Consider the following 22304-nt stretch of genomic DNA (forward strand, 5'->3'; position numbering starts at 1 on the left):
TTTACGGCCCACGCCCGTCTCGGGACGTGGACCGTGATGGCGGGCAAGTTACTTACCCGCATCGTTATGGCTGTGACTTACTGGCAGTCAGCCGCAGGGCCTTTTTTCACCCATACATCGCTGCTACCGGGTTTATCACCCTTCGTCCACCATTTCGCGGTGTAGGAGTAACCGTTGTAGGTAGTGGTGTCGCCGCCGTTATAGACCACGTCGGAGCGCCAGTTGAATTTCACCTGACTGACCAGCTCCCATGCATCCACACCGAAGCCCGGCTGGTTGCCCTGAGTCCAGTATTTTGCTTTCCAGACCAGGTTGTCGAAGCTGACGGTATTGCCCGCGTTGTAAACCTTGCTTGCACTCCAGGCAGCGTATTTGCTGGCGTTGGCGTCAACAGGCTTATCGCAGCTACTGGTGGCAGAACCTTCGTCAGACGGCGTATTGCCTTCATCGGATGGGGTGTTACCTTCGTCAGACGGCGTGTTGCCTTCATCGGATGGGGTATTACCTTCGTCAGACGGCGTGTTGCCTTCATCGGAAGGGGTATTGCCTTCGTCAGACGGCGTTTCCGCCGCTTTAGGCGTTACCGTCACCTGCACGTTAGTCTGTACGCTGGACTTGCCATCGCTTACCACCACGGTCAGCGTGTACGTTGATTCCGCGTCCACGTCCGGCGCGGTGATGTTCAGGTTCGCGGTGTCTGCGCCTGTCGCCTGCATATTCGCAGGAACGCTCCAGGAGTAGGTCAGCGCGTCGCCATCAGGATCGTTAGCCTGAGCGTGCAGAGAGTAGCTCTGGCCCGCTTCCAGCGTCACGGCTTCCATCTGGTTCACGACCGGCGCCTGGTTTGCTTTCGGCGCTTTGTTCACGACCTGGACGTCAGCGGTGCTGCTCAACCCTTTCGCATCAGTGACCGTCAGGCGGAACGCCAGAGTCTGGTTACTGGTGACAGCGGCAACGTTGAAGGTCGCTTTCGCTTTGGTGCTGTTGGTGAGGGTCACCGACGGGCCAGAGATCTGCGTCCACTTGTAGGTAATGGCATCGCCATCCGGATCGGTAGAAGCCGAGCCATCCAGGGTCACCGTCGCCGGACCGGTTACGCTCTGGTCCGCGGAAGTCGCCACCGGCGCATGGTTGGTCACCACCGGATCAACCGGCGCAGCGCCGCCGCCTGTCAGGCTTTCATTCATCGCGTTCAGAATGTCTCCGGTATCGGAGTCGATAGACCAGGCAAACAGACCGCCCAGGTTTTTCGCCAGCACATACTGACCTTTCGCCGTTGCGGAACGCGCATCTTCATAGGTGATCAGATCGCCGGTGGTTTTGTTAAACAGATACGGCGCTTCAGCGGTAGCATCATAGTTGTATTCCCAGCCCGGTTTGCCTTTGTACTCGTTAACGATCTGACGATAGTCAACCACGCCCGGTTCCCAGGTCCCTTTCACCATGCCCGTTGCCGTGCCGGTGAACGGGTTGTTATTGCTGTAACCGTGAACGCCGGTCCAGCCGCGGCCATACATGGCCGTCCCCACGACAATTTTGCCGGGCTGTACACCCTGCGCCAGCAGCGCATTGACGCCGTTTTCGGTGGTGTAATTGGTATCCGGTTTGTTCGCCGGCGCACGCAGTGCCGCCTGGTGACCCAGATCGGTATTGCTCCAGCCGCCGTAGAAGTCGTAGCTCATCAGGAAGATGTGATCCATGTACTGCTGGGCAGTGGTGTAATCAACGTCTTCAATTTTGTCGCTGCCTGAACCGATTGCTGAGGTCAGTTCAAAGGTACGGCCGGTTTCGGCTGACAGTTCATTCATCATGGCGCGCAGTTCGCGCATCAGTGCGGTATACGTCTCTTTATCCTGCTGCGGGTTGCCCAGCGTTTCGTTCTGACCGCCGCCGCCCGGGAATTCCCAGTCGATGTCCACGCCGTCGAAGAATTTCCAGGTTTTCAGGAAATCTTTCACGGAAGCCACGAAGCGATCGCGGATCGCTTTGTCATGCATTTTGAAGAACGGATCGGAGAGGGTCCAGCCACCGATAGACGGCAGCACTTTCAGCCCTGGATTGGCTTTCTTCATTGCCATCAGCTGGCCGAAGTTACCTTTGTAGGGCTCGTCCCAGCTGTCGAGGCCAGTCCGGGATTGCTGCAGTGCGGCCCACGGGTCGTGAATCGCCACCTGGAAGTCCTGACGGCCCGCACAGGCGCGCTTCAGCGCTTCGAAGCTGTTACCCCCTTCGATGGTTTTCAGGCTGTCGTTGATGCCATCGCCGCCGCAGATTGGAATGAAGCCATACAGAATGTGGTTAAGGTTAGCTGCCGGGATTTTATCCACCGGGAATTTACGGTCATAAACGCCCCACTCAGGGAAATAGGCACCGACCACTTTATCGGTATGCTTAGAGAGGGTTTTATTATTTTCCTGCATGGTGGTGTTAAGCGGCAGCAGATGGCTACCGTCGGTATCCGCGACGATAATCAGTTTGCTGGCGCTGGTGCTGCACCCGCTGGCATTGCAGAGTTCAACCGTTTCCTGATAGCGACCGCCTTTGGTCACTTTAAATGTTGCCGTGCCGGACATGCTGCCTGCACCGGTCCAGACGGTTTTGCCGTCGAGCAACACTTTCGCTGAAGTCGGCGCCGCGCCGCTCCAGACATCCCACTGCACTTTAACATCGGCGCCATCATGGACTTTGACGAGGTTGTTGTAAGCAGTAGCAGACTGATCAACTTCGACAATGGCAAATTTATCATTACCACTGGCGATAGTTGCTTTACCTGGCACGGCTGCGAACACCGGGCTTGCAGCCGCTGCAACGAAGAGTGCCAGATATTTAGGCTTCAGAAATTTCATTATTTGATCCTGATAATACGATTTGTGAAATTAAATACCCATGCTTTTCCATTAAACATGGACAAACGTTATTTACTGATAAATTAATCGTGAACGTTTCTGGTTCGCGAAAGACCTGCTTATTATTGCGTTGTACCTTCCTCCACTAATAAAACCTTCGACAAATGTTTTATTGCGTAGAGAAGAATACAGCGGGGAATTTATTTTCGCCTTTCATTCCCCCGATGAAAAAATTTCAAAAAAAACTTGACTGCATTATTTAAAAGATGAGGTGTGGGATTTGCGCGATAAATACAGCCAGCCCGGAAAATGCAATATATGGACCAAAGGAAATAAGGTTATTTTTATTCTCAAAGGGCTTTAACAGGCAATGCATGATAATGCCCCCCAGCGCCGCGATCAGCACAATAGAGGGCAACGCTTGCCAGCCGCACCAGGCGCCCAGCGCCGCCAGCAGCTTAAAATCACCATAGCCTAATCCTTCCCGGCCGGTCAGCAGGCGGAATGCCCAGTAAACCAGCCAGAGCGACAGATATCCCGCCACCGCGCCATAGATAGCATCGGTCAGCGGTAGCGTACGGAACAGGGCATGGAACATCAGCCCCGTCCACAGCAGCGGCTGGGTCAGGCAGTCCGGCAGCAGCATATGGCGCGCGTCGATCACCACCAGCGGCAGCAGCAGACTCCACATCACCCACAGCGCAATCAGCGCCAAAAACGACGGCGCCAGCGCAGCGCTGGCGGCAAAGAAGAGAGCGCTACATACTTCCACCAGCAGCAGTCGCAGCGGAATCGCGCTATGGCAGTGGCGGCAGCGGCCGCGCAGCGCACACCAGCTAATGATGGGAATATTTTCCCACGCGCTCAGGGCGTGGTTGCATTCCGGGCAGTGAGAGGCGAGATTGCCTGCCCCCTCTTCTTCCATTACCAGCGGCGGAATACGCTCCGCCACTACGCCGAGGAAACTGCCGAGGATCGCGCCCAGCGCTCCGCTCATGACGCACAGACCCGGCAGATTCGCCTGCTGCAACAGCATTAGTGAGTTCATGCGCTTTTCGCCCAGCTCAGCGTAATGTGCGCTTTCACGTCACTCTGACGATCCACCGGCGTTAACGCGAGTTTCTCCAGATGGATACCGGAAGAGACGTTCATTTCACGCAGCCAGTTTTGCAGGGCAGAAACGCTGACGCGCTCGACATCAAAGGTCAGCGACTGCTCTTCCTGACGCACGTTTGTCAACGCGACGTGCACGACTTTGGCACTTTCTTCCACCACGCTGCGCGGGTTCGGGGTATTGACGATTCTGGACTGGAGATGGTTTTTATCAATTTCCTGGCGCATCCAGTTCAGCGTCTGCTTCTGCTTAAATAACACGGCCTCGTTATTTTTGATGAGAGTATCGAGCGGCATCATCGCGCCGTAATAAACCATCGCGCAGCAGAGTGCCCCGCCGCAGAGTTTAAATAAATTACGCTCGCGTGGACTGTAATGTTGCCAGCGGTTTTTTAACTGGGCTATTTGCGTTTTCATTTATAGCTCCCGGTAATAATGGCGGTATAAGGCGCCTCGCCGGAAATCGGCTGCATCGTAAATTCAAAGGTTTCGGCGCTGCGGGCGACAAAATCCTGCAGGGTCTGTTTATCCATGGATTTCACATTCAGCGTCAGCTGATTTTGCGTTTCGTCATATTCCACGTTATTGATCTCCAGCGACGGCAATGACTGCCTGATTTGATTCAGCGCTTCGAGCTGCAGGAATATCCCTTTCTTCGCCTTGCTGATATGTTGCCCGACGTAGTATTTCAGGTTGCTGGTCTGGCGCAGGGTCGGGAAATAGTGCTGCGCTACGGTGGTCATCTCCCGGTGGATCTCGTTTTGCTGATGAGTGAGCATCCACGCCATACCAACGCGGGGGCCGATCAGCAGTCCGACGCAAAGCAGCGCCGCCGCCGCGAGGGCCTTTTTCGCGTGGCGAAAACGCGGACCGCTGGCGCTGCGCCCGGAAAACTCCCCGTGCAGCATGTTGAGACGACAGCTCTGCCACTGGGGCTGGATCAGCACCAGCGGATGCTGCCACGCCAGCCGTTCATCCACCTGTACCTCCTGCGGCGCATCGCCGTAGCAGCACACCTCACCCGCCCGGCATTTACTCAGTAGCAGCGGAAGCAGAACCGTATCGGCTTCGCCAGCGCTGCCGGGGGAAAAGCGCAGCCAGTAGCTCTCCTCGAGGCTCACCAGCGTCGTGCCCCCTTCGCTCACCGGCAGCAGCCAGGCATCCGGCAGCGCCTGGGCCACCGCGAGCCCCGCCTGAGCGAACAGCTCCAGCCAGTGGCGCAGACGTTCAGCGTCGATGGCCACGGCATCCACTTCCGCCCCCTTTTTGTTCAGCACCGTCCAGTGCAGCGTATCTACCTCGCCGAGCAGCGTCTCTTCCGCCATCCACGAGAACTGCGCCGTCTGGGCGGAAAGTCCTTTTTTCGGCAGGGTAAAATGACGAAAGATCGTCTCGCTCGCCGGCAACAGCAGGCATACCTGCTGAGAAAGCGGGTGGCAGGAAAGTTCGCTCAGTGCGCTCCAGCCCGTCAGATATTCCACCCGATCGTTACCGGATTCACACCACCAGATTTTGCCGTCCTCACGGGTGTCGGGACGAATAAAAAGCACTTTTTTCATTATCATCTACTTATCTTATTCAACCATTCGGTAGCGGCGTTGCCAGGTCACGACCTTGCCAGCCTCACTGTCAACGTGAAGCTGGCTGACGACGCGCAGCGTTAAATCATCGGTATTGCCGGTGGTTTCCACCCGAAAATAGCGACTGTTGACCGCAACCCTGTCCTGAATCTGCGCCAGGATATCTTTGGTCTGCGGATAGTTGCTCTCCAGCACTTTGCTGAATGCCTCCAGCGACGCCCACCCCTCCTCCGGGCGTGAATCGATCAGGCGGGCAGCGTCGTCCGTGTTTAGCACGCCGGTAAAAACCGCCGCCAGCAGCGGCGCCTGTTCGCGTGTTAAGGTATTGACATTTATGGTGCCATCCGTATCCGGCAAGGCGCACAGCAGCTTGCCAGCCTTCGGCCACGCAGCCTGCGGAAAGGCGGGCAGCAGTCTGATTTCGTTGATGGTGCGCATCATTTGATTCGCCGGACCGCGGGCGGGCGTCACGCTCGCCCAGGCGTCGGCCTCCTGGCCCTGTTTCGCCGTCACGTCGTCGGCGTCAAGATAATCCACCAGCTGCTGGTAAATCTCTTCTGCCGCCAGCGTACCGACGCCACTTTCAGCCAGCAGTTGTTCGATAATCTGCTCTTTGACCGGTTTTTCCGGCAGCGCAGTTGGGTCGGCCGGGGCCGCAGGCGCCTCGTCACCGGCCAGCAAACTATTGACGTTAAAGCAGGTCCGGGCATCCTCTACCTGACTCAGCACGGTGTAATTCTCCCCGAGGGTTTTCAGCGGCTGTGCCCAGTCACCTTGCGGCGACAGCCCCGCCCCTTCTGAACTGGCCGCTTTCTGCAACACGTTTTCCAGTACCTTCTGTTGACGGGCAATGGCCCAGCGCAGCGTCTGCTGGCTGACCTGATAATGCGTTTTTTGCAGGTGGCGGCAGAACTGCTGACTGATTTTCGCCGCCAGGGCGGACATCATCACCAGCAGGATCAGCACCACCAGCAGCGCTACGCCACGCTCTTTTCGCGCTGTTTTGCCGCTCATGAACTCACTCCTGGATCGGCTGCCGTATCGGGCTGCGGGGTTGTTACGGGCTGGGCCGCATTCTCCGCTGCCGGCTGCGCCGGGTCCGCATTCGTCTCTTTTGGCGCGGTCTGGATCTCAGGCATATCGCCGGGAGTGAGAAAAACCCAGCGCCAGGTTTCGCCGTTTTCCATGGTCAGATTCAGCTCAACGCCATCAGGCTGATGGGCGATGTCGGTCCATTTTTCCTGCCAGCCTTCGTGCCAGAAGCGCCATTTCATCTCTTTCACATCGCTCAGAATCGGCACTTCTTCCGGCTGCGCGCTGGCGGGACCGTCGATAGCAGCCCAGACGTTGCGCCACAGGCGCTTGTCCTTTAACGTCCAGCTAACCCGCTCCAGCTGCACCTGGCCGCTGATGCCGTTCAGGGTTGTCATTTCCACACCATTCTGCTGCTGGACGAACACCTCGCCGCTGTTGCGCGGCGCGCGCGCCTGTTGCTGATAAAAGTCACGCGAGAGGAGGTTGTACGTGCGCTGAAGCGCCGTCACTTTTGTCGCCGCCTCGTCGCTGGCCGTCGAGGTGCGCATCGCGCCGTCGAGCGTTTGCCAGGCGAGAATGCTGATCACCGCGAAGATGGCCAGCGCAATCATAATTTCCAGCAGGGTAAAGCCCTGCTGACGCTGCACCTTACTCACGATCCACCTCCGGTTCGGCGAGCTGAAGCGCCACCACCGGTTGCGCATCGCTTGCTTCGCTGTAAACCCGTACCTCATCGGCAAAGGTATTTTCGGCGGTTTTCACCCGCTGGATATGCCAGGTCCAGGTTTGTCCGCCCATGGTTTCGGTACCCACCTGCTCGGCGTCCGGGAAGTCGGTCTGAGCCAGCTGCGCTTGCGCCAGCTGATTTTCCGCCACCCATCCGGCCTGCAGCGTTTCCGACAGGCTGTGGGTAAAGCGCACGTTCAGGGTGACGGAGTTCATCAGCGCCAGCGCCGCGGTGGAGAAAATCACCAGTGCCACCATCACTTCCAGCAGGGTCATCCCCTGCTCTTTGGTTTTGCGTTTAGTCATCGTTTTCCACCACCACGGGAACTGAGCCCTGTGACGTCACGTGAAAGCGCTGCTTTTTATCCAGGCTTTCGAGGCTGAGCGTGAAGCGGCTAAGCTCGCCGTCCGGCAAAAAAATGATTTGCGGTTCATCGTCCAGCGTGGCCGCCAGCGTTCGCGATGAGAGGGAGACATGCATCTCCTCAGGAAACTCGCCGCGGGTGGCGATCCGCCCCGACTTTAACGGTGCCCAGTGGCGCTCGCCGTTATTTACAACCTGCGTCACCAGTTCAAATTCTGACGAGGTCATCACCAGCCCGACAATATTTCCGTCCATTACCGCACGGTCAGAACCATATTCAACGAGGGATTTTAGCTGCTGACCGAATGTATCTGCGCCGCTGCGTGATGGAATGGTGGTGACCACCATCATGGCGCTCAGGGCGAATATCACCAGCGCCACGATAATTTCCAGCAGGGTAAATCCACGTTGCTTATTCATTACTTAGCTTTTTTATCAAAAGACCAGTTGCTGATATCGTCGGCAGTATTAGCCTCTGCATCCGGACCGGCTGAGAAAATATCAACAGCGCCATGCTCGCCCGGGCTAACCAGAATATAGTCATTGCCCCATGGATCCTGCGGCAGGCGACGAATATAGCCATCGTCACGGTAGCCTTTCGGAATAGGCGCAATTTCAGGTTTGGTCACCAGCGCCTGCAACCCCTGCTCGGTGGTCGGATAGCGATGGTTGTCGAGTTTGTACATATCCAGCGAACCTTCCAGCGCCACAATATCGCTGGTCGCTTTCTGAATATCGGCTTTTTCTTTATTGCCCATTAAATTAGGCACAACCATACTGGCCAGCACGCCGAGAATAACGATAACTACCATTAATTCGAGCAGCGTGAACCCCGCCTGACGCTTCAGGCTATTTTTTTTCAAAGACATGATTAACCCACCATATTATTAAGTTGAAGAAGCGGTTGTAATATTGAAAGAACGATAAATAAAACAACGGTCGCCATAGTTACTACCAGTGCCGGCTCAAATACCGACAGCGTTAACGTAATTCGATGCTGCAATGCAGATTCCTGGTTTTCCGCCGCACGATCCATCAGCGAGCCCAGCTCGCCGCTCTCCTCCCCGGAGGCCACCATGTAGAGCATGGTGGGTGGAAAAATTCTCGCCTGTTCCAGCGCGTTGTAGAGGGATGCCCCCTGGCGCACGGTGTCCGCCGCCTGCTCAAGCACCTGCCGGGCATAGAGGTTTTCAATCCCGTCCATCGCGATGTACATCCCTTCCAGCAGCGGAACGCTGCTGGCCTGCAAAATACTCAGCGTACGGATGTAGCGCGCGCTGTTGATGGCGCAGACCAGTTTTTTCAGCGGTGACTTTAGCAACAGCCACCGATGATAAACAAATCGGTTCTTTTCTACTTTTATCCAAAATTTAAAGCTCGCCGACGCCCCGAACAGGCCGCCGACGATAACGATACCCCAGGCCTGTAGAAAGTCGCTCACCGCAATCAGCGTGCGGGTGGTCACCGGCAGCTCTTGTTTCATGTGGGTGAACTGGTCGATGACCTGCGGCACCACGGCGACCAGCAGAATGGAGATCACCGCGATCGCCACCACCGTCAGGGTAATGGGGTAGACCATCGCCTGGGTGAGCTTGCTTTTCATCTTCTGGCGCTGCTCGTTGTACTCGGCGAGCTTTTCCAGCACGCCACCGAGATGACCGGTCTTTTCACCGGCCATCACCAGGGTGCAGTAGAGCTTGTCGAAGCTGCGCGGAAACTGGCTGAAGGCGTCGAACAGCGTGTGACCTTCCACAATCTTGTCGCGGATCTCGGTCACCATCGCCGCCAGGGTTTTATCTTCCGTCTGCTTCGCAATCGCCTTCAGCGCACTCTCCAGCGGCAGCGCGGCATTGACCAGCGTCGCGAGCTGTCGGGTAAACATCGACAGCACCGGAATCGACAGCTTTGCCCCTTTACGGGCGTTTTTTCCCGCCGCCGGATCGCTGGTCGGCGCAATGTTCACTGGCATCAGCTTCTGTTCGCGCAGCATCTGGCGCACCTGCTTTGGCCCTTCGGCCTGCAGGGTGCCGCGCTGGGTTTTCCCCGCGGCGTCCGTCGCGGACCACGCATACCAGGCCATTACGCATCCCCCCCGCGCTCGGCGGTGACGCGCATCACCTCTTCCAGCGAGGTCACGCCGGAGATCACCTTCAGCAGACCGTTTTCACGCAGGCTGTAGGCCTCTTTGAAAAGCTGCGTTTCGATGGACATCTCATCTTTGTCTTCATGGATCGCACGGCGCATGGCGCTGTCGACCACCAGAAATTCATGGATGCCTGCGCGTCCCTGGTAGCCGCTCTGGCGACACTGTTCACAGCCCACGGCGCGATAAATCGCTTTCGGCGGCGTTTCCATAAAGGTGAACAGCGCTTTCTCATTGTCATCCAGCGGACTGGACGTGCGACAGTGCGGACACAGCCGACGCACCAGACGCTGGGCAATGACGCCAAGCAGCGACGAACCGATTAAAAATGACTCCAGCCCCATATCACGCAGACGGGTAATAGCGCCCGCAGCGCTGTTGGTGTGCAGCGTGGACATCACCAGGTGACCGGTGAGCGAGGCCTGTACCGCGATTTGCGCGGTTTCCCCGTCACGAATTTCCCCGATCATCACCACGTCCGGGTCCTGGCGCAGAATCGCGCGCAATCCGCGCGCAAAGGTCATATCCACGCGCGGGTTGACCTGGGTCTGCCCGACCCCTTCCAGTTCATACTCGATCGGATCTTCCACGGTCAGAATGTTGCGTTCATGGCCGTTAAGCGCCGAGAGCAGCGCGTACAGGGTGGTACTTTTCCCCGAACCGGTCGGGCCGGTCACCAGGATGATGCCGTGCGGACGTTCAATCAGTCCCTTTAACTTCACCAGCTCTTCGTCAATCAGACCGAGCTTGTTGATGTCCGGCTTAAGGTTGCTTTTGTCCAGCAGACGCATCACCACGCGTTCGCCGTACTGAGACGGGATAGTGGAGACACGCACGTCAATGGCCTTACGACCAATGCGCAGCGAGATACGACCGTCCTGGGGAAGACGTTTTTCGGCGATGTCCAGTCTGGACATCACTTTGATACGCGACACCAGCAGCGGCGCGAGCTTGCGCGCCGGCTGCAGCACCGGACGCAGCACGCCGTCAACGCGAAAACGAATGCTCAGGGTGCGCTCGAAGGTCTCGATATGAATATCGGAGGCCCCCTCTTTCACCGCTTCGCCCATAATGGCGTTGATCAGGCGGATCACCGGCGAGTTCTCGTCGTTATCGAGCAGATCTTCGTTGTCAGGGATCTCCTCGGTTAACGCCATCAGGTCAATATCGGCGTCCATGTCGTCCACCAGCTGCTGCGAGACGCCGCTGTTCTGCTGCCAGATGTTGGTCAGCAGTTCGTCAAACGCTTCCGCCGTCAAGATCGTCGGGGCATAGGAGCGCCCCAGCACGCGGCGCATCTCCAGCAGGGCATATGCCTGCGCATCCTCGCGGATATAAACCTCACCGTTATAGAACAGGACCCCGTTCTCTTTCGCCCAGGTGCTGGTACAGAGCGCATTACTCATCTCGGTCATGTCGCTTGCACCTTACTCTTTAAACGGGTTGCGGGACGACACCGGCGCACTGGCGCTCACCGGCGCGGCATGGCTCTGGGACGGATAGGCTGGCAGCATCGGTGAATCCGCATTCTCTACGATGCCCAGCTTGTGCTCTTCCATACGCTGCTGCTGACGCGCCTGGATCTGCTCATATTTTTCTTTCGACGCCGCGCCGTAGTTGTCGTCGTCGCGCAGTACGGTGGTGTGGATAAACACCATCAGGTTACGTTTGGCGCTGTCCTGGGAGGTATAGCGGAACAGCTGACCCACCACAGGAATATCGCCCAACAACGGCACTTTCGAGACCGACTGTTTGGTGACGTTTTCCATCAACCCACCCAGCACCACCGTCTGCCCGCTGTGGACCATCACTTCGTTGTTGATGGTGCGGGTGTTGAACGTTGGGCCCAGGCTGGCATCGGCCGTGGAGGTGTTATCCACGCTGGAAACTTCCTGCTCGATCTTCAGATGGATCATGTCGCCATCGTTGATCTGCGGTACGATTTTCAGCTTCGTACCGACGGTTTTACGTTCCACCGAGTTAAAGACGTTATCGCCGCTGGTGGTCTGCGAACCGGAGAGGACCGGAACATCCTGACCGACGTTGAACGACGCCTCTTTGTTATCCAGCGTCACCACGCTCGGCGTCGACAGAATGTCGTTTTTGCCGTTAGTGGACAGCGCCGTCATCAGCGCGCCAAAGTCGCCGTTAAAGAAACCGGTCGCCAGGCCCGTATAGCTGCCAATGACTTTTGACTTCTTGATCTGGCTGATCGGCAGGCCGGTCGAACCAAACTGAACCCCACCGTGTTTACTGGTCCACTGCACGCCCAGATCCAGACCGTTACCGTCCTGAACTTCGGCGATGATCGCCTCCACCAGCACCTGCGGACGGCGGATATCCAGCTTGTCGATCACTTTTTCCAGCGAATTCATGACGTTTGGCTGAGCGGTGATCACCAGCGAATTGGTAGACTCGTCGGCGGAAATATTCAGATCGCCTGCCATCGGCGCGGCTTTGCTCTTGCCACCGCCCGCTTTATCCTTCAATTGCTCGCCGATCCCCGTCAGCACCGGCACCACTTTGCTGGCGTTGGCGTATTTCAGGTAGAAGACGCGGGTGTTGCCCTCGTTGTTCTGCTCGCGATCGAGCTGGGAGATCAGCGTCCGGGTGCGCTGACGCGCCTCCGGGCTGCCGCTGATCACCAGGCTGTTGGTTTCATCGTCGGCAACCACTTTGGTCGCCAGCTGCGGGGCGTTTTGCCCTTTCTGCTCTTCGTTGTTGAGGTTGTTCAACATGTCAGACAGCTCTTTGGCCGAGGCAAAACGCAGTGGCACGATTTCACGGCGCTGGACGCCGCTTTGATCCACACGCTGCACCAGATCCACCAGGCGGTTAACCACCGAGGCTTTGCCGGTTAACAGCAGCACGTTTGACGGTTCAAAATGGACCACGTTGCCGATGCCGGAGGCGTCGTTCAGCTGACGCAACAGGGGGGCCAGCTCACGTACCGGAACGTTCTCCATCCGCACCACGCGGGTGATGACTTCGTCGCCTTTGCCTGGGTTTTTGCTGTCGGCAATGGGTGCGCCCGACATGCGCGCTACCGAGGAGCGCACGACTTTCACCATCCCGTTATCCATCGGAATCACCGACAGACCATAGAGATCCAGCACGCTCAGGAAGAACTGGTAATATTCATCTTCCGTCAGTACGTTGTAGGTGCGAACCGACACCGTTCCCTGAACGGAAGGATCGACCAGAATGGTTTTATTGAGGTTACGCCCGACGGTATCGATAAATTCGCGGACATCGGTATTTTTAAAACTGGCGCTAAAGTTCGCCGCGAACAGCGAACCTGAATATAACGACAATGCGGTCAGCGCTACGCACGCCCATGGAAATTTCTTCATGTCTGTACACTTATTAATTGTTAAGAACATTGACCCGAATATTTTCAAGGTGAGCGTGACGCCGGATAACGACATCCGCTTCTTTCATTTTTGACCAGCGGGCAACAATCTCTTTTGCCTGCGCCTCTTTAGTCATATCCACATCGTCAACTTTTACCACCACATCACCTTTTTCCAGGCCAGCATGGCTGTAGAAAGGCGACGCATTGCGTGGATTAATGTTGTAGCCTTCCAGCTGGCCTTTTTCGATTAATGGTTTTAACACCAGATAATCATCCAGATGCAGATTATCTAACCCTGCATCTTTCTTCGATTTGGTTACCGGGGCGCTGTCAACGCCGCCTTTGAAATAGTCTGGTTTTTTAAGTGAAATAACCTGCGGCGCGCCTTCATAATTCACCACCACATTATCAGGATGAATTTCGGCAATATAGGCATTGTCAAAACCGGCGAGCATTTCGCCCTCGCGATAGCTCTTTTGTCCTGCGGGAGTTTTTATCACCGCAAAGGACAGCCAGGCTTCATCGCTGCTGAGAATACCTTCGATTTCCGCACTGAGCGGCTTTTTCACCGCCGCTGGCTGTTTCGCTGGCATCACCGCCGGCGTAAAAAGCACAAACTGGGTTTCATCGTGACTTTTTTTTTGCATAGTCTTTTTTGAATCAGACAACCTGTTCGTCACTTTTTTATAATCTTTATAAACCATATACCCTTGCTGGCCGCAGAATATAAGCAGCACAAACATGACGCAGGGCATAATCAATTGAGTAACAAATGACATCCGCATTTTTTAACGAGCCTTTCTGCCAGTCAGTAATTCACAGCACAGGGCTGTATGAGTAAGTGGCGTAAATACTAATGTGTATCCTCACTCCCGACTATTCACACTTCCGCTAACAATAATTTAGAAAAATATTGATCGTTAAATAAACCTATGGTAGAGACGCAGACAGAATATTTTTATCCTGCATTCAAATTGCCCCTTCCGCCTGTATCCTTTACTTTTCCGGCTCCTTGCTATGAATCAAAGAGACGGTAATACGCTATGTATATGCGCCATTTTAATTTCACTACCCAGCCTTTCCGGGCTATCACCCGGATGTCAGGTGATTTTTTTGTTCCGTATCATCAGGATGTGTTCGGTTTGCTGAAAGAGAAGTGCCAGACAACAGGCGTCACTGCGCTCTTTAGCGACGACAGCTATCTCGCCTCGCAGTTTTGCGATGCGCTGAAAAAGCATGACGGCACGCTGCTTGCCATTAACGCCTTCCCAAAACTCAGCGCCAGCGGCCTGCTCTATAAACTCAACGCCACCACTAAAGAGAGCAAAACCCGGATCCAGGCTATTGATGCCGTGCTGCGTCAGTGGCAGGACGAGATGGTGTCCCGCAAAACCACGCGTAAAGTGCTGGTCATTTCGCATATTCAGTCGATGAAAGCGAATTGCCATGAGGCACTGTCCATGTTGTTAACCCGCGCGCAGGAGTTGGATGTGCCTCTGTCGGTTGTGCTGATGGGATCGGCCGACCAGGAAGCCGCCCTCCAGCAGTCCGGGTTACGTGAATCTCTTCATACGCATCACACGCTCCGGCCCCTCACCTGCCGCGAGTCCCTGAGCTATGTTCAGGCCCAGTGTGAAGCGCATGGCAGCGACGCGACGCCGTTCACCCGGGCCCGCATGCGCAGGATGCATGTTCTGACCAAAGGACAGACAGGCAAACTCAACGAGCTGGCGCACCTTGCGATGCTAGCCGCCTGGACCGAGCGTTCAGCGCAGGTATCGCCTCGCCATCTGCGCCTCGCCGCAGGAGAAGTTCTGCCGGCGAAACCAAAAGGCAAACGCCTTGCCGTTATGGGCCTTTTTGCCTCAGTACTGTTTGCCGCCTGCGGCTGGACATTGATGCCCACCATTACCGCCAGACTGCCGGTACAGCTGCCCGTGATGGCCAGCTGGAAACCGCAGACGCCAAAAACCGACGCCCCAGCGGTGCCGGTTATTGATAATGAAGTGGTGAATAAGCCCGATGCGATGCATCAGCTCTATACCATGTGGGGTTATGACGCCACGATGGAAGAGGCGCTCTGCCAGAACGCCGGGCAGGTCAACCTGATGTGTAAGGAGGGCAGCGCTCCGGTCGAGGAGCTGGCAAAAGAGGGTTACCCGTGGATCGGCGAGATCAAAACAGGCGATCACCTGAACTATGTCGTGGTGGCCAGAGTAGATGATAACTCGCTGGATCTGCTGATGAATAATCGCACCTGGCAGGTGAGCCGCAGCTGGTTTAACCAGCATGCGACCGGCAATTACACCCAGTTGCACCGCCTTACGCCGCAGGGGAAAGATGCCGTGAGCGCCGAAAGCAGCGCCAAAGATCTGGGCTGGATGGATCAGCAGCTTAGCCTGGCGCTGAATCTACCTGAAACCCATACAAAGGCGTGGACGGCCGAACTGATGCAACGTACCCGCGAGTTTCAGCAGAAAATGCATCTTCACGTGGACGGGATTGCGGGTGAAGATACATTGATGCAGTTAATGCGTGAAACCCGGACTACGCCAAGCGCACTTATTCAGTCCGCAAATGTATCTGCGACCTCCACCACGCAGGAGAAACATTCATAATGTCGACGATTACTCTGGCTGCCCAGCGCAGCTATACCCTTAACGCACCGGTCTGGTTTTCTTACCGGCGCCCCTCGCTGAAAAAAGCGGTCTGCTCCACCCTGCTCTGGGGGGTGGGAATAGTGATGACGATCGCTGCGGGACTCTACGCTCATCTCTACTGGGATCTGCGCCATCCGACACCTGAGCCAATAAAAGCGAGCGCCGTTAAGCCAGAAACGACGCTATCGGATATGCATTATGTCTATGTCAGTAAGCCGTTCCCGCAGCCTGAACCAAAGCCAGAACCGGTAACAAAAGAGATGCCGCCGCTGCAGGAGATGCCCATTGATAGCGGCGATGCCGACTGGCAGCAGGCGCCCGACAGTGAAATGCCGAATAATCTTTCCCGGGATACATTGCCAGGGACAGAAGTGAGCCATTCTGCTATCCCCGAACGGGATAATACCGGTCAGACAGTTGATGACGGGGCGATCAAGGCATTATTGATGAAGGCGTTAAAAGAGCAGGAAAAAGATTATTCGCAAGGGAAAATGCCCGCGCCTCCTGTAGATGAATCCACGGCAGGAACGCAGGCAAATAATGTAATGAAACATAGCCCTCCTTTCAGTTAAAAAGGAGGTAAATAGCGATTAATATTTCTCTGGCAATACTGATAAATACATAAGGCGGCCTTTCTCAACCTGAATATAATTACCTTTTTTCAGGTCGGCTAGGATTTTAATAATGGTACTGCGGGCCAGGCTGGTATATTCCTGAATATAGTCATAAATATTGATATCGCGCTGATGGTGCACAATCAGTTCGTTAATTTCCAGCAAGAACTCGCGAACAATCGAGTACGCGCTGCGGGCCACCAGCACTTCGTCACGCTTGCTGAGCAGGCAAACGTACCAGGAGAGGACTTTACTCAAGGCTTCCCACAGGTTTTTTTCGCTTATCAGACGGACAAAATCATCTTTTTTAATGGTGCGCACCACGGTATTGGCACGAACCAGGCCGTACATATGCGTTGAGTTGTAATAAATAGAGGAGAGACCAAAAATACATTTATTCTGTAAGGTGAACATACACAGTTCATCCGACTCGCGGCGGAATTCAACTTCACCGCTCACGATAAAATGAATATCTTCGTTGTTATCGGTACTGATACGCTGCCATTTGCGTAAGGTTCTTTCTTCAAAACCTTCAGTTGCCGCGATAAGGGCGTCAAGTTCTGCTTGTGGACGGCTATTTTTACTGTAGATACTTAACATTGTTATACCTATTAATATTAAATTGAAAAAGGTGAACGTGTGCAATCACAGCGCATAAATGCGTAGTCCATTTAACAAATGTAAAGTAAAGCTAAGACCTTAGAACATCCGTATTTCTTATTTGTCGTGCTGATATATTGTCAACCACGTTTGCGAGTAATTTCGACTGAGGAAACTATAAAACATTTACGCCGTGAATGTGATTTAAAAATCAGTCCAAAAGAAGACCCTATAAAGGTGAAGTCGGGTAACCCGAAGGATTACCCCTGCCCGTAGCGCTCCAGCAGCGCCTCCGCGATAGCCAGCGTTTCGCGATCGGCCACGCCGTCCCAGCGCGCCGGGCGAAAATGCATCTGAAACGCGACGATAACGCGCTTCTGCTGCGCATTCGTCATGTTATCGGTCACCTCATAGCCGTAGCGCGCCAGCAGATCGAGCAGCACCTTCGGCTCCACGAGCTCATCGCGCGACTTGCCGTTCAGGTAAAACGCCACCCGCGCCGGGTCGGGCCATGCACCAATCCCCTGCTGCGCCAGCTCACGCCACGGGAACAGCGGGCCGGGATCGTCTTTGCGCTGCGGGGCGATGTCCGAATGGGCCACCACATTTTCAGGTCTGATGTTGTAGCGGGCAATAATGTCTTTGGCGAGCGGAACCAGCGCCGCAATTTGCGCAGGCTCAAACGGCGTAAAATGCTTAACGCCCGACGTTTTTTGCCAGCCGCGGTTCTCCAGCTCAATGCCGACAGACGTATCGTTAATCCGGTTGGTGCCGCGCCAGAAGCTGATGCCCGCATGCCAGGCCAGTTCGCTTTCGGGCACCAGCTGCCAGATACGCGGCTTACCGTCCGGTGCCGGGGGTTTAGCCGGGATCAAATAGTGAGAGCTGACGTTCTTATCCGTCAGCGTGGCCAGCGAGCTGTCAAAGTCATCTGCGGTGTAGTGGATCACCAGCACCTTGATGCGCGGGTAAGCCGCCTGCGCCTGATGACGCGTGTCCAGCTCGTAGGCGCCTTTGTCGATAATCCCTTTTTCCGTGGCACACCCTGCCAGCAGCAGCGCCAGCAGGAGCGTGGCAAACGAACGCGTCATCGGAGGGTTTTCACCGCCGTACCGCTTACGCTCACCATCAGCATGCTGGCATCTTTCCCGACCGTTTCGTAGTCGATATCAATCCCCACAACCGCATCAGCGCCGAGGGCTTCCGCCTGCTCGCCAAGCTCTTTAAAGGCGATTTCGCGCGCTTTACGCAGCTCTTTTTCGTATGCGCCCGAGCGGCCGCCAACGATATCGCGGATACCGGCAAAAAAGTCACGGAAGATATTGGCGCCGAGAATGGCTTCGCCGGTAACCACACCGCAATACTCGGTTATTGTCTGCCCTTCCAGGGTTGGCGTTGTTGAAAACTGCATGGTTTCTCTCCTTCTTTAGCGTTCAATGCCTTAGGCACAGCATTATCGGTTCGTTACGCTATGATTGAAAGGATAGTTAATAAATAAGGAAATCAACATGCGCTATTCTGCTTTAACACTTTTGGTGCCCTGCGCGCTGGTGCTCAGCGCCTGTACCACCACGGTCACGCCAGCCTTTAAGGATATCGGTACCCGCAGCGGCCCTTGCATTGAGGGCGGCCCGGACGCCGTGGCGCAGCAGTTCTATGATTATCGCATTCAGCACCGCAGCAACGATCTCATCGGCCTGCGCCCGTATCTGAGCGACGGTCTGGCAAAACTGCTTAACGACGCTACCCGCGATCCGCAGCATAACGCCCTGCTGAAATCCGATCCGTTCTCCAGCCGCACCACGCTGCCGGACAGCGCCGAAGTAGCCAGCGCGTCAACCATCCCGAACACGGATGCGCGTAATATTCCGCTGCGCGTTAAGCTGACGCAGGGAACCCAAACCTGGCAGGATGAAGTGCTGATGATCCGTGAAGGACAGTGCTGGGCGGTAGACGACGTGCGCTACGTTGGCGGCAGCGTTCATGCCCCGGCAGGCACGCTGCGCCAGTCGATTGAGAATCGCTAAACCCGCCGATACAACCCGGTAACCCCCGTAAAATGTGCGGCATTTCATGCGGAATGCCGACATTTATTCTCGCCGACCTTACCGTTCGCTATTTTGTGCTATGTTTAAGAGGAAACACGGGTTATATTTAACTTTTAACGCATAAATATTGCATAACTATTCTGTCAACGGTACTATCTGCGGCCTCAATTGCTATAGATTGCCTGGATGAGTAAAGACTGCCCCGATGAGTATTAAACTAAACGGCATTAACTGCTTCTACGGCGCACACCAGGCGCTGTTTGACATCACGCTGAACTGCCCGGAAGGCGAAACGCTGGTTTTGCTTGGCCCAAGCGGTGCAGGCAAAAGCTCCCTTCTGCGCGTCCTTAATCTGCTTGAAATGCCCCGTTCAGGTACGCTGGCAATTGCCGGTAACCATTTTGACTTCGCGAAAACGCCGTCTGATAAAGCGATTCGCGAACTGCGTCAAAACGTCGGCATGGTCTTCCAGCAATACAATCTCTGGCCGCATCTGACCGTCCTGCAAAACCTGATTGAAGCGCCGTGCCGCGTGCTGGGGTTAAGCAAGGATCAGGCGATCGCGCGCGCTGAAAAGCTGCTGGATCGTCTGCGCCTTAAGCCCTACAGCGACCGCTATCCGCTGCACCTTTCCGGTGGTCAGCAGCAGCGCGTAGCCATTGCCCGCGCGCTGATGATGGAGCCTGCGGTATTGCTGTTTGATGAGCCAACCGCGGCGCTGGACCCGGAAATTACCGCCCAGATCGTCAGCATCATTCGCGAGCTGGCGGAAACCAATATTACGCAGGTTATCGTCACCCACGAAGTGGAAGTGGCGCGTAAAACCGCCAGCCGTGTGGTCTACATGGAAAACGGGTATATCGTTGAGCAAGGTGATGCGAGCTGCTTCGCGAACCCGCAAACCGATGCCTTCAAAAACTATTTATCTCATTGATTGTGTCAGGGGAAATATAATGAAAAAAGTATTACTTGCCGTGCTGCTTGCTGGCGTTACCCTTTCCGCTACCGCAGCTCAGACCATTCGTTTCGCCACGGAAGCCTCTTACCCTCCGTTTGAGTCCATTGATGCGAACAACAAAATTGTTGGCTTCGACGTGGACCTGGCTAACGCCCTGTGTAAAGAGATCGACGCGACCTGTACCTTCAGCAACCAGGCGTTCGACAGCCTGATTCCAAGCCTGAAGTTCCGCCGTATCGACGCCGTGATGGCCGGTATGGACATCACCCCGGAGCGTGAAAAGCAGGTTCTGTTCTCTACGCCTTACTACGACAACTCCGCCCTGTTCATTGGTCAGAAAGGGAAATTCACCTCTGTCGATCAGCTGAAAGGCAAAAAAGTTGGCGTGCAGAACGGCACCACGCACCAGAAATTCATCATGGATAAACATCCGGAAATCACTACCGTTCCGTATGACAGCTACCAGAACGCGAAGCTGGATCTGCAAAATGGCCGTATCGACGGCGTATTTGGTGATACCGCGGTCGTAACCGAGTGGCTGAAAGCCAACGATAAACTGGCGCCAGTGGGCGACAAAGTGACCGATAAGGATTACTTCGGTACCGGTCTGGGGATTGCCGTTCGTCAGGGCAACACTGAGCTGCAGCAGAAATTCAACGCTGCGCTGGAAAAAGTGAAGAAAGACGGCACCTACGAAACCATCTACAAAAAATGGTTCCAGAAGTAATTCCTGATGAATGAAATTTTTCCTTTAGCAAGCGCCGCCGGGATGACCGTCGGCCTTGCCGTTTGCGCACTGATTATCGGCCTCGTGCTGGCGATGTTCTTTGCGGTGTGGGAATCCGCGAAATGGTTCCCCGTCGCCTGGACAGGCTCCGCGCTGGTCACCGTGCTGCGTGGGCTTCCGGAAATTCTGGTGGTCCTGTTTATCTATTTCGGCTCCTCACAGCTGCTGCTGACGCTGTCGGACGGTTTTACGATCAATCTTGGCTTTGCGCAGATCCCGGTGCAGATGCAGATTGAAAACTTCGACGTCAGCCCGTTCCTGTGCGGCGTGATTGCCCTCTCCCTGCTCTACTCCGCGTACGCGTCGCAAACCCTGCGCGGTGCGCTGAAAGCCGTGCCGCAGGGTCAATGGGAGTCGGGTCAGGCGTTAGGCCTGTCGAAATCAGCGATCTTCTTCCGTCTGGTCATGCCGCAGATGTGGCGCCATGCCCTGCCGGGCCTCGGCAACCAGTGGCTGGTGCTGCTGAAAGATACCGCGCTGGTGAGCCTGATCAGCGTTAACGATTTGATGCTGCAAACCAAAAGCATCGCCACCCGTACGCAGGAGCCTTTTACCTGGTACATTGTGGCGGCGGCTATCTACCTGGTGATCACGTTGCTCAGTCAGTACATCCTCAAGCGTATTGACCTGCGTGCGACGCGCTTTGAACGGAGACCAGGCTGATGCTTGAATATTTCCCCGAGCTGATGAAAGGGCTGCACACCAGCCTGACGCTGACCGTGGCGTCCATTATCGTGGCGCTGATCCTGGCCCTTATCTTCACCATCATCCTGACGCTGAAAACGCCGGTGCTGGTGTGGATTGTGCGCGGCTACATCACCCTGTTTACCGGTACGCCGCTGCTGGTGCAGATCTTCCTGATTTACTACGGCCCGGGCCAGTTCCCGTCGCTGCAGGAGTATCCGGTTATCTGGCATCTGCTTTCTGAACCGTGGCTGTGTGCCCTGATTGCCCTTTCGCTGAACAGTGCGGCCTATACCACCCAGCTGTTCTACGGGGCGATCCGCGCCATTCCGGAAGGACAATGGCAGTCCTGCGGAGCGCTGGGCATGAGCAAGAAGGACACGCTGGCGATCCTGCTGCCGTACGCCTTTAAGCGCGCGCTATCCTCTTACTCCAACGAAGTGGTGCTGGTGTTCAAAAGTACCTCTCTGGCCTACACCATCACCCTGATGGAGGTGATGGGTCACGGACAGCTGCTCTATGGGCGCACCTATGACGTGATGGTGTTCGGCGCGGCAGGCGTGGTTTACCTGGTGGTTAACGGCCTGTTGACGCTGATGATGCGCCTGATCGAGCGTAAAGCGCTGGCGTTTGAGCGCAGATCGTAGGCCGGGTAAGCGCAGCGCCACACGGCAAGAAGTGCATAAATGTGATTAATCAATGCGGGTAACTTTCTGGTTATCCGCTTTTTTTTGCCATAAAAATAATATTTAATCATTTTTATTGCATATAAATTCATTAAATGGCATTGT

The 22304-nt window shown here is 55.4% G+C and carries 23 protein-coding genes; 7 read left to right on the forward strand and 16 right to left on the reverse strand.

Features of this window, described 5'->3' with window-relative positions; genetic code table 11:
- Window positions 1-77: 77 nt before the first annotated feature.
- The 13 genes from IM317_RS17100 to gspC all read right to left on the reverse strand — a co-directional run bounded on the left by IM317_RS17100 (window position 78) and on the right by gspC (window position 13905).
- On the reverse strand, window positions 78-2846 hold the full coding sequence (locus tag IM317_RS17100; protein ID WP_033145064.1) for a glycosyl hydrolase family 18 protein: 2769 nt from the start codon (window positions 2844-2846) through the stop codon (window positions 78-80).
- A 259-nt stretch (window positions 2847-3105) separates the two neighbouring features.
- The gene (locus IM317_RS17105) at window positions 3106-3894 is read right to left on the reverse strand and encodes an A24 family peptidase (protein WP_033145063.1); all 789 of its coding nucleotides are present in this window, start codon (window positions 3892-3894) and stop codon (window positions 3106-3108) included.
- A complete protein-coding gene (gspM, locus tag IM317_RS17110; RefSeq protein WP_033145062.1) occupies window positions 3891-4376 on the reverse strand; it encodes a type II secretion system protein GspM in 486 nt (161 codons plus the stop codon). The genes IM317_RS17105 and gspM overlap by 4 nt, the downstream gene beginning before the upstream one ends.
- Window positions 4373-5518 carry a type II secretion system protein GspL gene (gene gspL / locus IM317_RS17115; protein ID WP_033146513.1) on the reverse strand — a complete coding sequence of 382 codons (1146 nt, stop codon included), beginning with the start codon at window positions 5516-5518 and terminating at the stop codon, window positions 4373-4375. The genes gspM and gspL overlap by 4 nt, the downstream gene beginning before the upstream one ends.
- Window positions 5519-5533: 15 nt before the next feature.
- Window positions 5534-6553 carry a type II secretion system minor pseudopilin GspK gene (gene gspK / locus IM317_RS17120; RefSeq protein ID WP_033145061.1) on the reverse strand — a complete coding sequence of 340 codons (1020 nt, stop codon included), beginning with the start codon at window positions 6551-6553 and terminating at the stop codon, window positions 5534-5536.
- Window positions 6550-7230 carry a type II secretion system minor pseudopilin GspJ gene (gene gspJ / locus IM317_RS17125; protein ID WP_033145060.1) on the reverse strand — a complete coding sequence of 227 codons (681 nt, stop codon included), beginning with the start codon at window positions 7228-7230 and terminating at the stop codon, window positions 6550-6552. Before gspJ ends, gspK begins: the two co-directional genes overlap by 4 nt.
- The gene (gene gspI, locus IM317_RS17130) at window positions 7223-7606 is read right to left on the reverse strand and encodes a type II secretion system minor pseudopilin GspI (RefSeq protein ID WP_023310955.1); all 384 of its coding nucleotides are present in this window, start codon (window positions 7604-7606) and stop codon (window positions 7223-7225) included. Before gspI ends, gspJ begins: the two co-directional genes overlap by 8 nt.
- Window positions 7599-8084, reverse strand: a complete 486-nt coding sequence (gene gspH / locus IM317_RS17135; RefSeq protein ID WP_023310954.1) for a type II secretion system minor pseudopilin GspH — start codon at window positions 8082-8084, stop codon at window positions 7599-7601. Before gspH ends, gspI begins: the two co-directional genes overlap by 8 nt.
- On the reverse strand, window positions 8084-8533 hold the full coding sequence (gene gspG / locus IM317_RS17140; RefSeq protein ID WP_072196680.1) for a type II secretion system major pseudopilin GspG: 450 nt from the start codon (window positions 8531-8533) through the stop codon (window positions 8084-8086). Before gspG ends, gspH begins: the two co-directional genes overlap by 1 nt.
- Before the next feature lie 2 nt (window positions 8534-8535).
- Window positions 8536-9744, reverse strand: a complete 1209-nt coding sequence (gene gspF, locus IM317_RS17145; protein ID WP_033145058.1) for a type II secretion system inner membrane protein GspF — start codon at window positions 9742-9744, stop codon at window positions 8536-8538.
- Entirely contained in the window at window positions 9744-11222 is a 1479-nt protein-coding gene (gene gspE / locus IM317_RS17150) for a type II secretion system ATPase GspE (protein ID WP_033145057.1), read from the reverse strand. The genes gspF and gspE overlap by 1 nt, the downstream gene beginning before the upstream one ends.
- A 12-nt stretch (window positions 11223-11234) precedes the next feature.
- The gene (gene gspD / locus IM317_RS17155) at window positions 11235-13160 is read right to left on the reverse strand and encodes a type II secretion system secretin GspD (RefSeq protein ID WP_033145056.1); all 1926 of its coding nucleotides are present in this window, start codon (window positions 13158-13160) and stop codon (window positions 11235-11237) included.
- A gap of 13 nt (window positions 13161-13173) precedes the next feature.
- Window positions 13174-13905, reverse strand: coding sequence for a type II secretion system protein GspC (gene gspC, locus IM317_RS17160; RefSeq protein WP_033145055.1), 732 nt, complete (start codon window positions 13903-13905; stop codon window positions 13174-13176).
- Window positions 13906-14205: 300 nt separating this feature from the next.
- Here gspC and IM317_RS17165 point away from each other — a divergent pair, with 300 nt between their 5' ends.
- Window positions 14206-15780 (forward strand): ExeA family protein, encoded by a 1575-nt coding sequence (locus IM317_RS17165; RefSeq protein WP_033145054.1) that lies wholly within the window; start codon window positions 14206-14208, stop codon window positions 15778-15780.
- On the forward strand, window positions 15780-16394 hold the full coding sequence (locus IM317_RS17170) for a hypothetical protein (protein WP_033145053.1): 615 nt from the start codon (window positions 15780-15782) through the stop codon (window positions 16392-16394). The genes IM317_RS17165 and IM317_RS17170 overlap by 1 nt, the downstream gene beginning before the upstream one ends.
- A gap of 18 nt (window positions 16395-16412) precedes the next feature.
- Here the strand turns inward: IM317_RS17170 and IM317_RS17175 are convergent, their stop codons facing one another.
- The 3 genes from IM317_RS17175 to IM317_RS17185 form a co-directional block, all read right to left on the reverse strand.
- Window positions 16413-17036, reverse strand: a complete 624-nt coding sequence (locus tag IM317_RS17175) for a helix-turn-helix domain-containing protein (RefSeq protein ID WP_033145052.1) — start codon at window positions 17034-17036, stop codon at window positions 16413-16415.
- A 260-nt stretch (window positions 17037-17296) separates the two neighbouring features.
- Window positions 17297-18127: an N-acetylmuramoyl-L-alanine amidase gene (locus tag IM317_RS17180; protein WP_033145051.1), complete on the reverse strand. Its 831-nt coding sequence runs from the start codon at window positions 18125-18127 to the stop codon at window positions 17297-17299.
- Entirely contained in the window at window positions 18124-18447 is a 324-nt protein-coding gene (locus IM317_RS17185; protein ID WP_023310944.1) for a heavy metal-binding domain-containing protein, read from the reverse strand. The genes IM317_RS17180 and IM317_RS17185 overlap by 4 nt, the downstream gene beginning before the upstream one ends.
- Window positions 18448-18544: 97 nt before the next feature.
- On the opposite strand from IM317_RS17185, the gene IM317_RS17190 reads away from it, so the two are divergent.
- The 5 genes from IM317_RS17190 to artM all read left to right on the forward strand — a co-directional run bounded on the left by IM317_RS17190 (window position 18545) and on the right by artM (window position 22160).
- On the forward strand, window positions 18545-19063 hold the full coding sequence (locus IM317_RS17190; protein WP_033145050.1) for a lipoprotein: 519 nt from the start codon (window positions 18545-18547) through the stop codon (window positions 19061-19063).
- A gap of 226 nt (window positions 19064-19289) precedes the next feature.
- The gene (artP, locus tag IM317_RS17195; RefSeq protein WP_023310942.1) at window positions 19290-20018 is read left to right on the forward strand and encodes an arginine ABC transporter ATP-binding protein ArtP; all 729 of its coding nucleotides are present in this window, start codon (window positions 19290-19292) and stop codon (window positions 20016-20018) included.
- Between the two features lie 19 nt (window positions 20019-20037).
- A complete protein-coding gene (artI, locus tag IM317_RS17200) occupies window positions 20038-20769 on the forward strand; it encodes an arginine ABC transporter substrate-binding protein ArtI (RefSeq protein WP_033145049.1) in 732 nt (243 codons plus the stop codon).
- A gap of 6 nt (window positions 20770-20775) precedes the next feature.
- On the forward strand, window positions 20776-21492 hold the full coding sequence (gene artQ, locus IM317_RS17205) for an arginine ABC transporter permease ArtQ (RefSeq protein WP_023310941.1): 717 nt from the start codon (window positions 20776-20778) through the stop codon (window positions 21490-21492).
- Window positions 21492-22160, forward strand: a complete 669-nt coding sequence (gene artM / locus IM317_RS17210; RefSeq protein WP_033145048.1) for an arginine ABC transporter permease ArtM — start codon at window positions 21492-21494, stop codon at window positions 22158-22160. The genes artQ and artM overlap by 1 nt, the downstream gene beginning before the upstream one ends.
- The last annotated feature ends 144 nt before the right edge of the window (window positions 22161-22304 follow it).

Origin of the sequence: Enterobacter cloacae complex sp. S3 (assembly GCF_014930495.1) — a bacterium.
Taxonomy (GTDB): domain Bacteria; phylum Pseudomonadota; class Gammaproteobacteria; order Enterobacterales; family Enterobacteriaceae; genus Enterobacter; species Enterobacter asburiae_B.

Excerpts from the sequence above, each read along its gene's own strand:
- IM317_RS17100 (WP_033145064.1), bottom strand. The coding sequence starts at position 2,846 with ATGAAATTTCTGAAGCCTAAATATCTGGCACTCTTCGTTGCAGCGGCT.
- IM317_RS17105 (WP_033145063.1), bottom strand. The coding sequence starts at position 3,894 with ATGAACTCACTAATGCTGTTGCAGCAGGCGAATCTGCCGGGTCTGTGC.
- gspM (WP_033145062.1), bottom strand. The coding sequence starts at position 4,376 with ATGAAAACGCAAATAGCCCAGTTAAAAAACCGCTGGCAACATTACAGT.
- gspL (WP_033146513.1), bottom strand. The coding sequence starts at position 5,518 with ATGAAAAAAGTGCTTTTTATTCGTCCCGACACCCGTGAGGACGGCAAA.
- gspK (WP_033145061.1), bottom strand. The coding sequence starts at position 6,553 with ATGAGCGGCAAAACAGCGCGAAAAGAGCGTGGCGTAGCGCTGCTGGTG.
- gspI (WP_023310955.1), bottom strand. The coding sequence starts at position 7,606 with ATGACTAAACGCAAAACCAAAGAGCAGGGGATGACCCTGCTGGAAGTG.
- gspH (WP_023310954.1), bottom strand. The coding sequence starts at position 8,084 with ATGAATAAGCAACGTGGATTTACCCTGCTGGAAATTATCGTGGCGCTG.
- gspG (WP_072196680.1), bottom strand. The coding sequence starts at position 8,533 with ATGTCTTTGAAAAAAAATAGCCTGAAGCGTCAGGCGGGGTTCACGCTG.
- gspF (WP_033145058.1), bottom strand. The coding sequence starts at position 9,744 with ATGGCCTGGTATGCGTGGTCCGCGACGGACGCCGCGGGGAAAACCCAG.
- gspE (WP_033145057.1), bottom strand. The coding sequence starts at position 11,222 with ATGACCGAGATGAGTAATGCGCTCTGTACCAGCACCTGGGCGAAAGAG.
- gspD (WP_033145056.1), bottom strand. The coding sequence starts at position 13,160 with ATGAAGAAATTTCCATGGGCGTGCGTAGCGCTGACCGCATTGTCGTTA.
- gspC (WP_033145055.1), bottom strand. The coding sequence starts at position 13,905 with ATGTTTGTGCTGCTTATATTCTGCGGCCAGCAAGGGTATATGGTTTAT.
- IM317_RS17165 (WP_033145054.1), top strand. The coding sequence starts at position 14,206 with ATGTATATGCGCCATTTTAATTTCACTACCCAGCCTTTCCGGGCTATC.
- IM317_RS17170 (WP_033145053.1), top strand. The coding sequence starts at position 15,780 with ATGTCGACGATTACTCTGGCTGCCCAGCGCAGCTATACCCTTAACGCA.
- IM317_RS17175 (WP_033145052.1), bottom strand. The coding sequence starts at position 17,036 with ATGTTAAGTATCTACAGTAAAAATAGCCGTCCACAAGCAGAACTTGAC.
- IM317_RS17180 (WP_033145051.1), bottom strand. The coding sequence starts at position 18,127 with ATGACGCGTTCGTTTGCCACGCTCCTGCTGGCGCTGCTGCTGGCAGGG.
- IM317_RS17185 (WP_023310944.1), bottom strand. The coding sequence starts at position 18,447 with ATGCAGTTTTCAACAACGCCAACCCTGGAAGGGCAGACAATAACCGAG.
- IM317_RS17190 (WP_033145050.1), top strand. The coding sequence starts at position 18,545 with ATGCGCTATTCTGCTTTAACACTTTTGGTGCCCTGCGCGCTGGTGCTC.
- artP (WP_023310942.1), top strand. The coding sequence starts at position 19,290 with ATGAGTATTAAACTAAACGGCATTAACTGCTTCTACGGCGCACACCAG.
- artI (WP_033145049.1), top strand. The coding sequence starts at position 20,038 with ATGAAAAAAGTATTACTTGCCGTGCTGCTTGCTGGCGTTACCCTTTCC.
- artQ (WP_023310941.1), top strand. The coding sequence starts at position 20,776 with ATGAATGAAATTTTTCCTTTAGCAAGCGCCGCCGGGATGACCGTCGGC.
- artM (WP_033145048.1), top strand. The coding sequence starts at position 21,492 with ATGCTTGAATATTTCCCCGAGCTGATGAAAGGGCTGCACACCAGCCTG.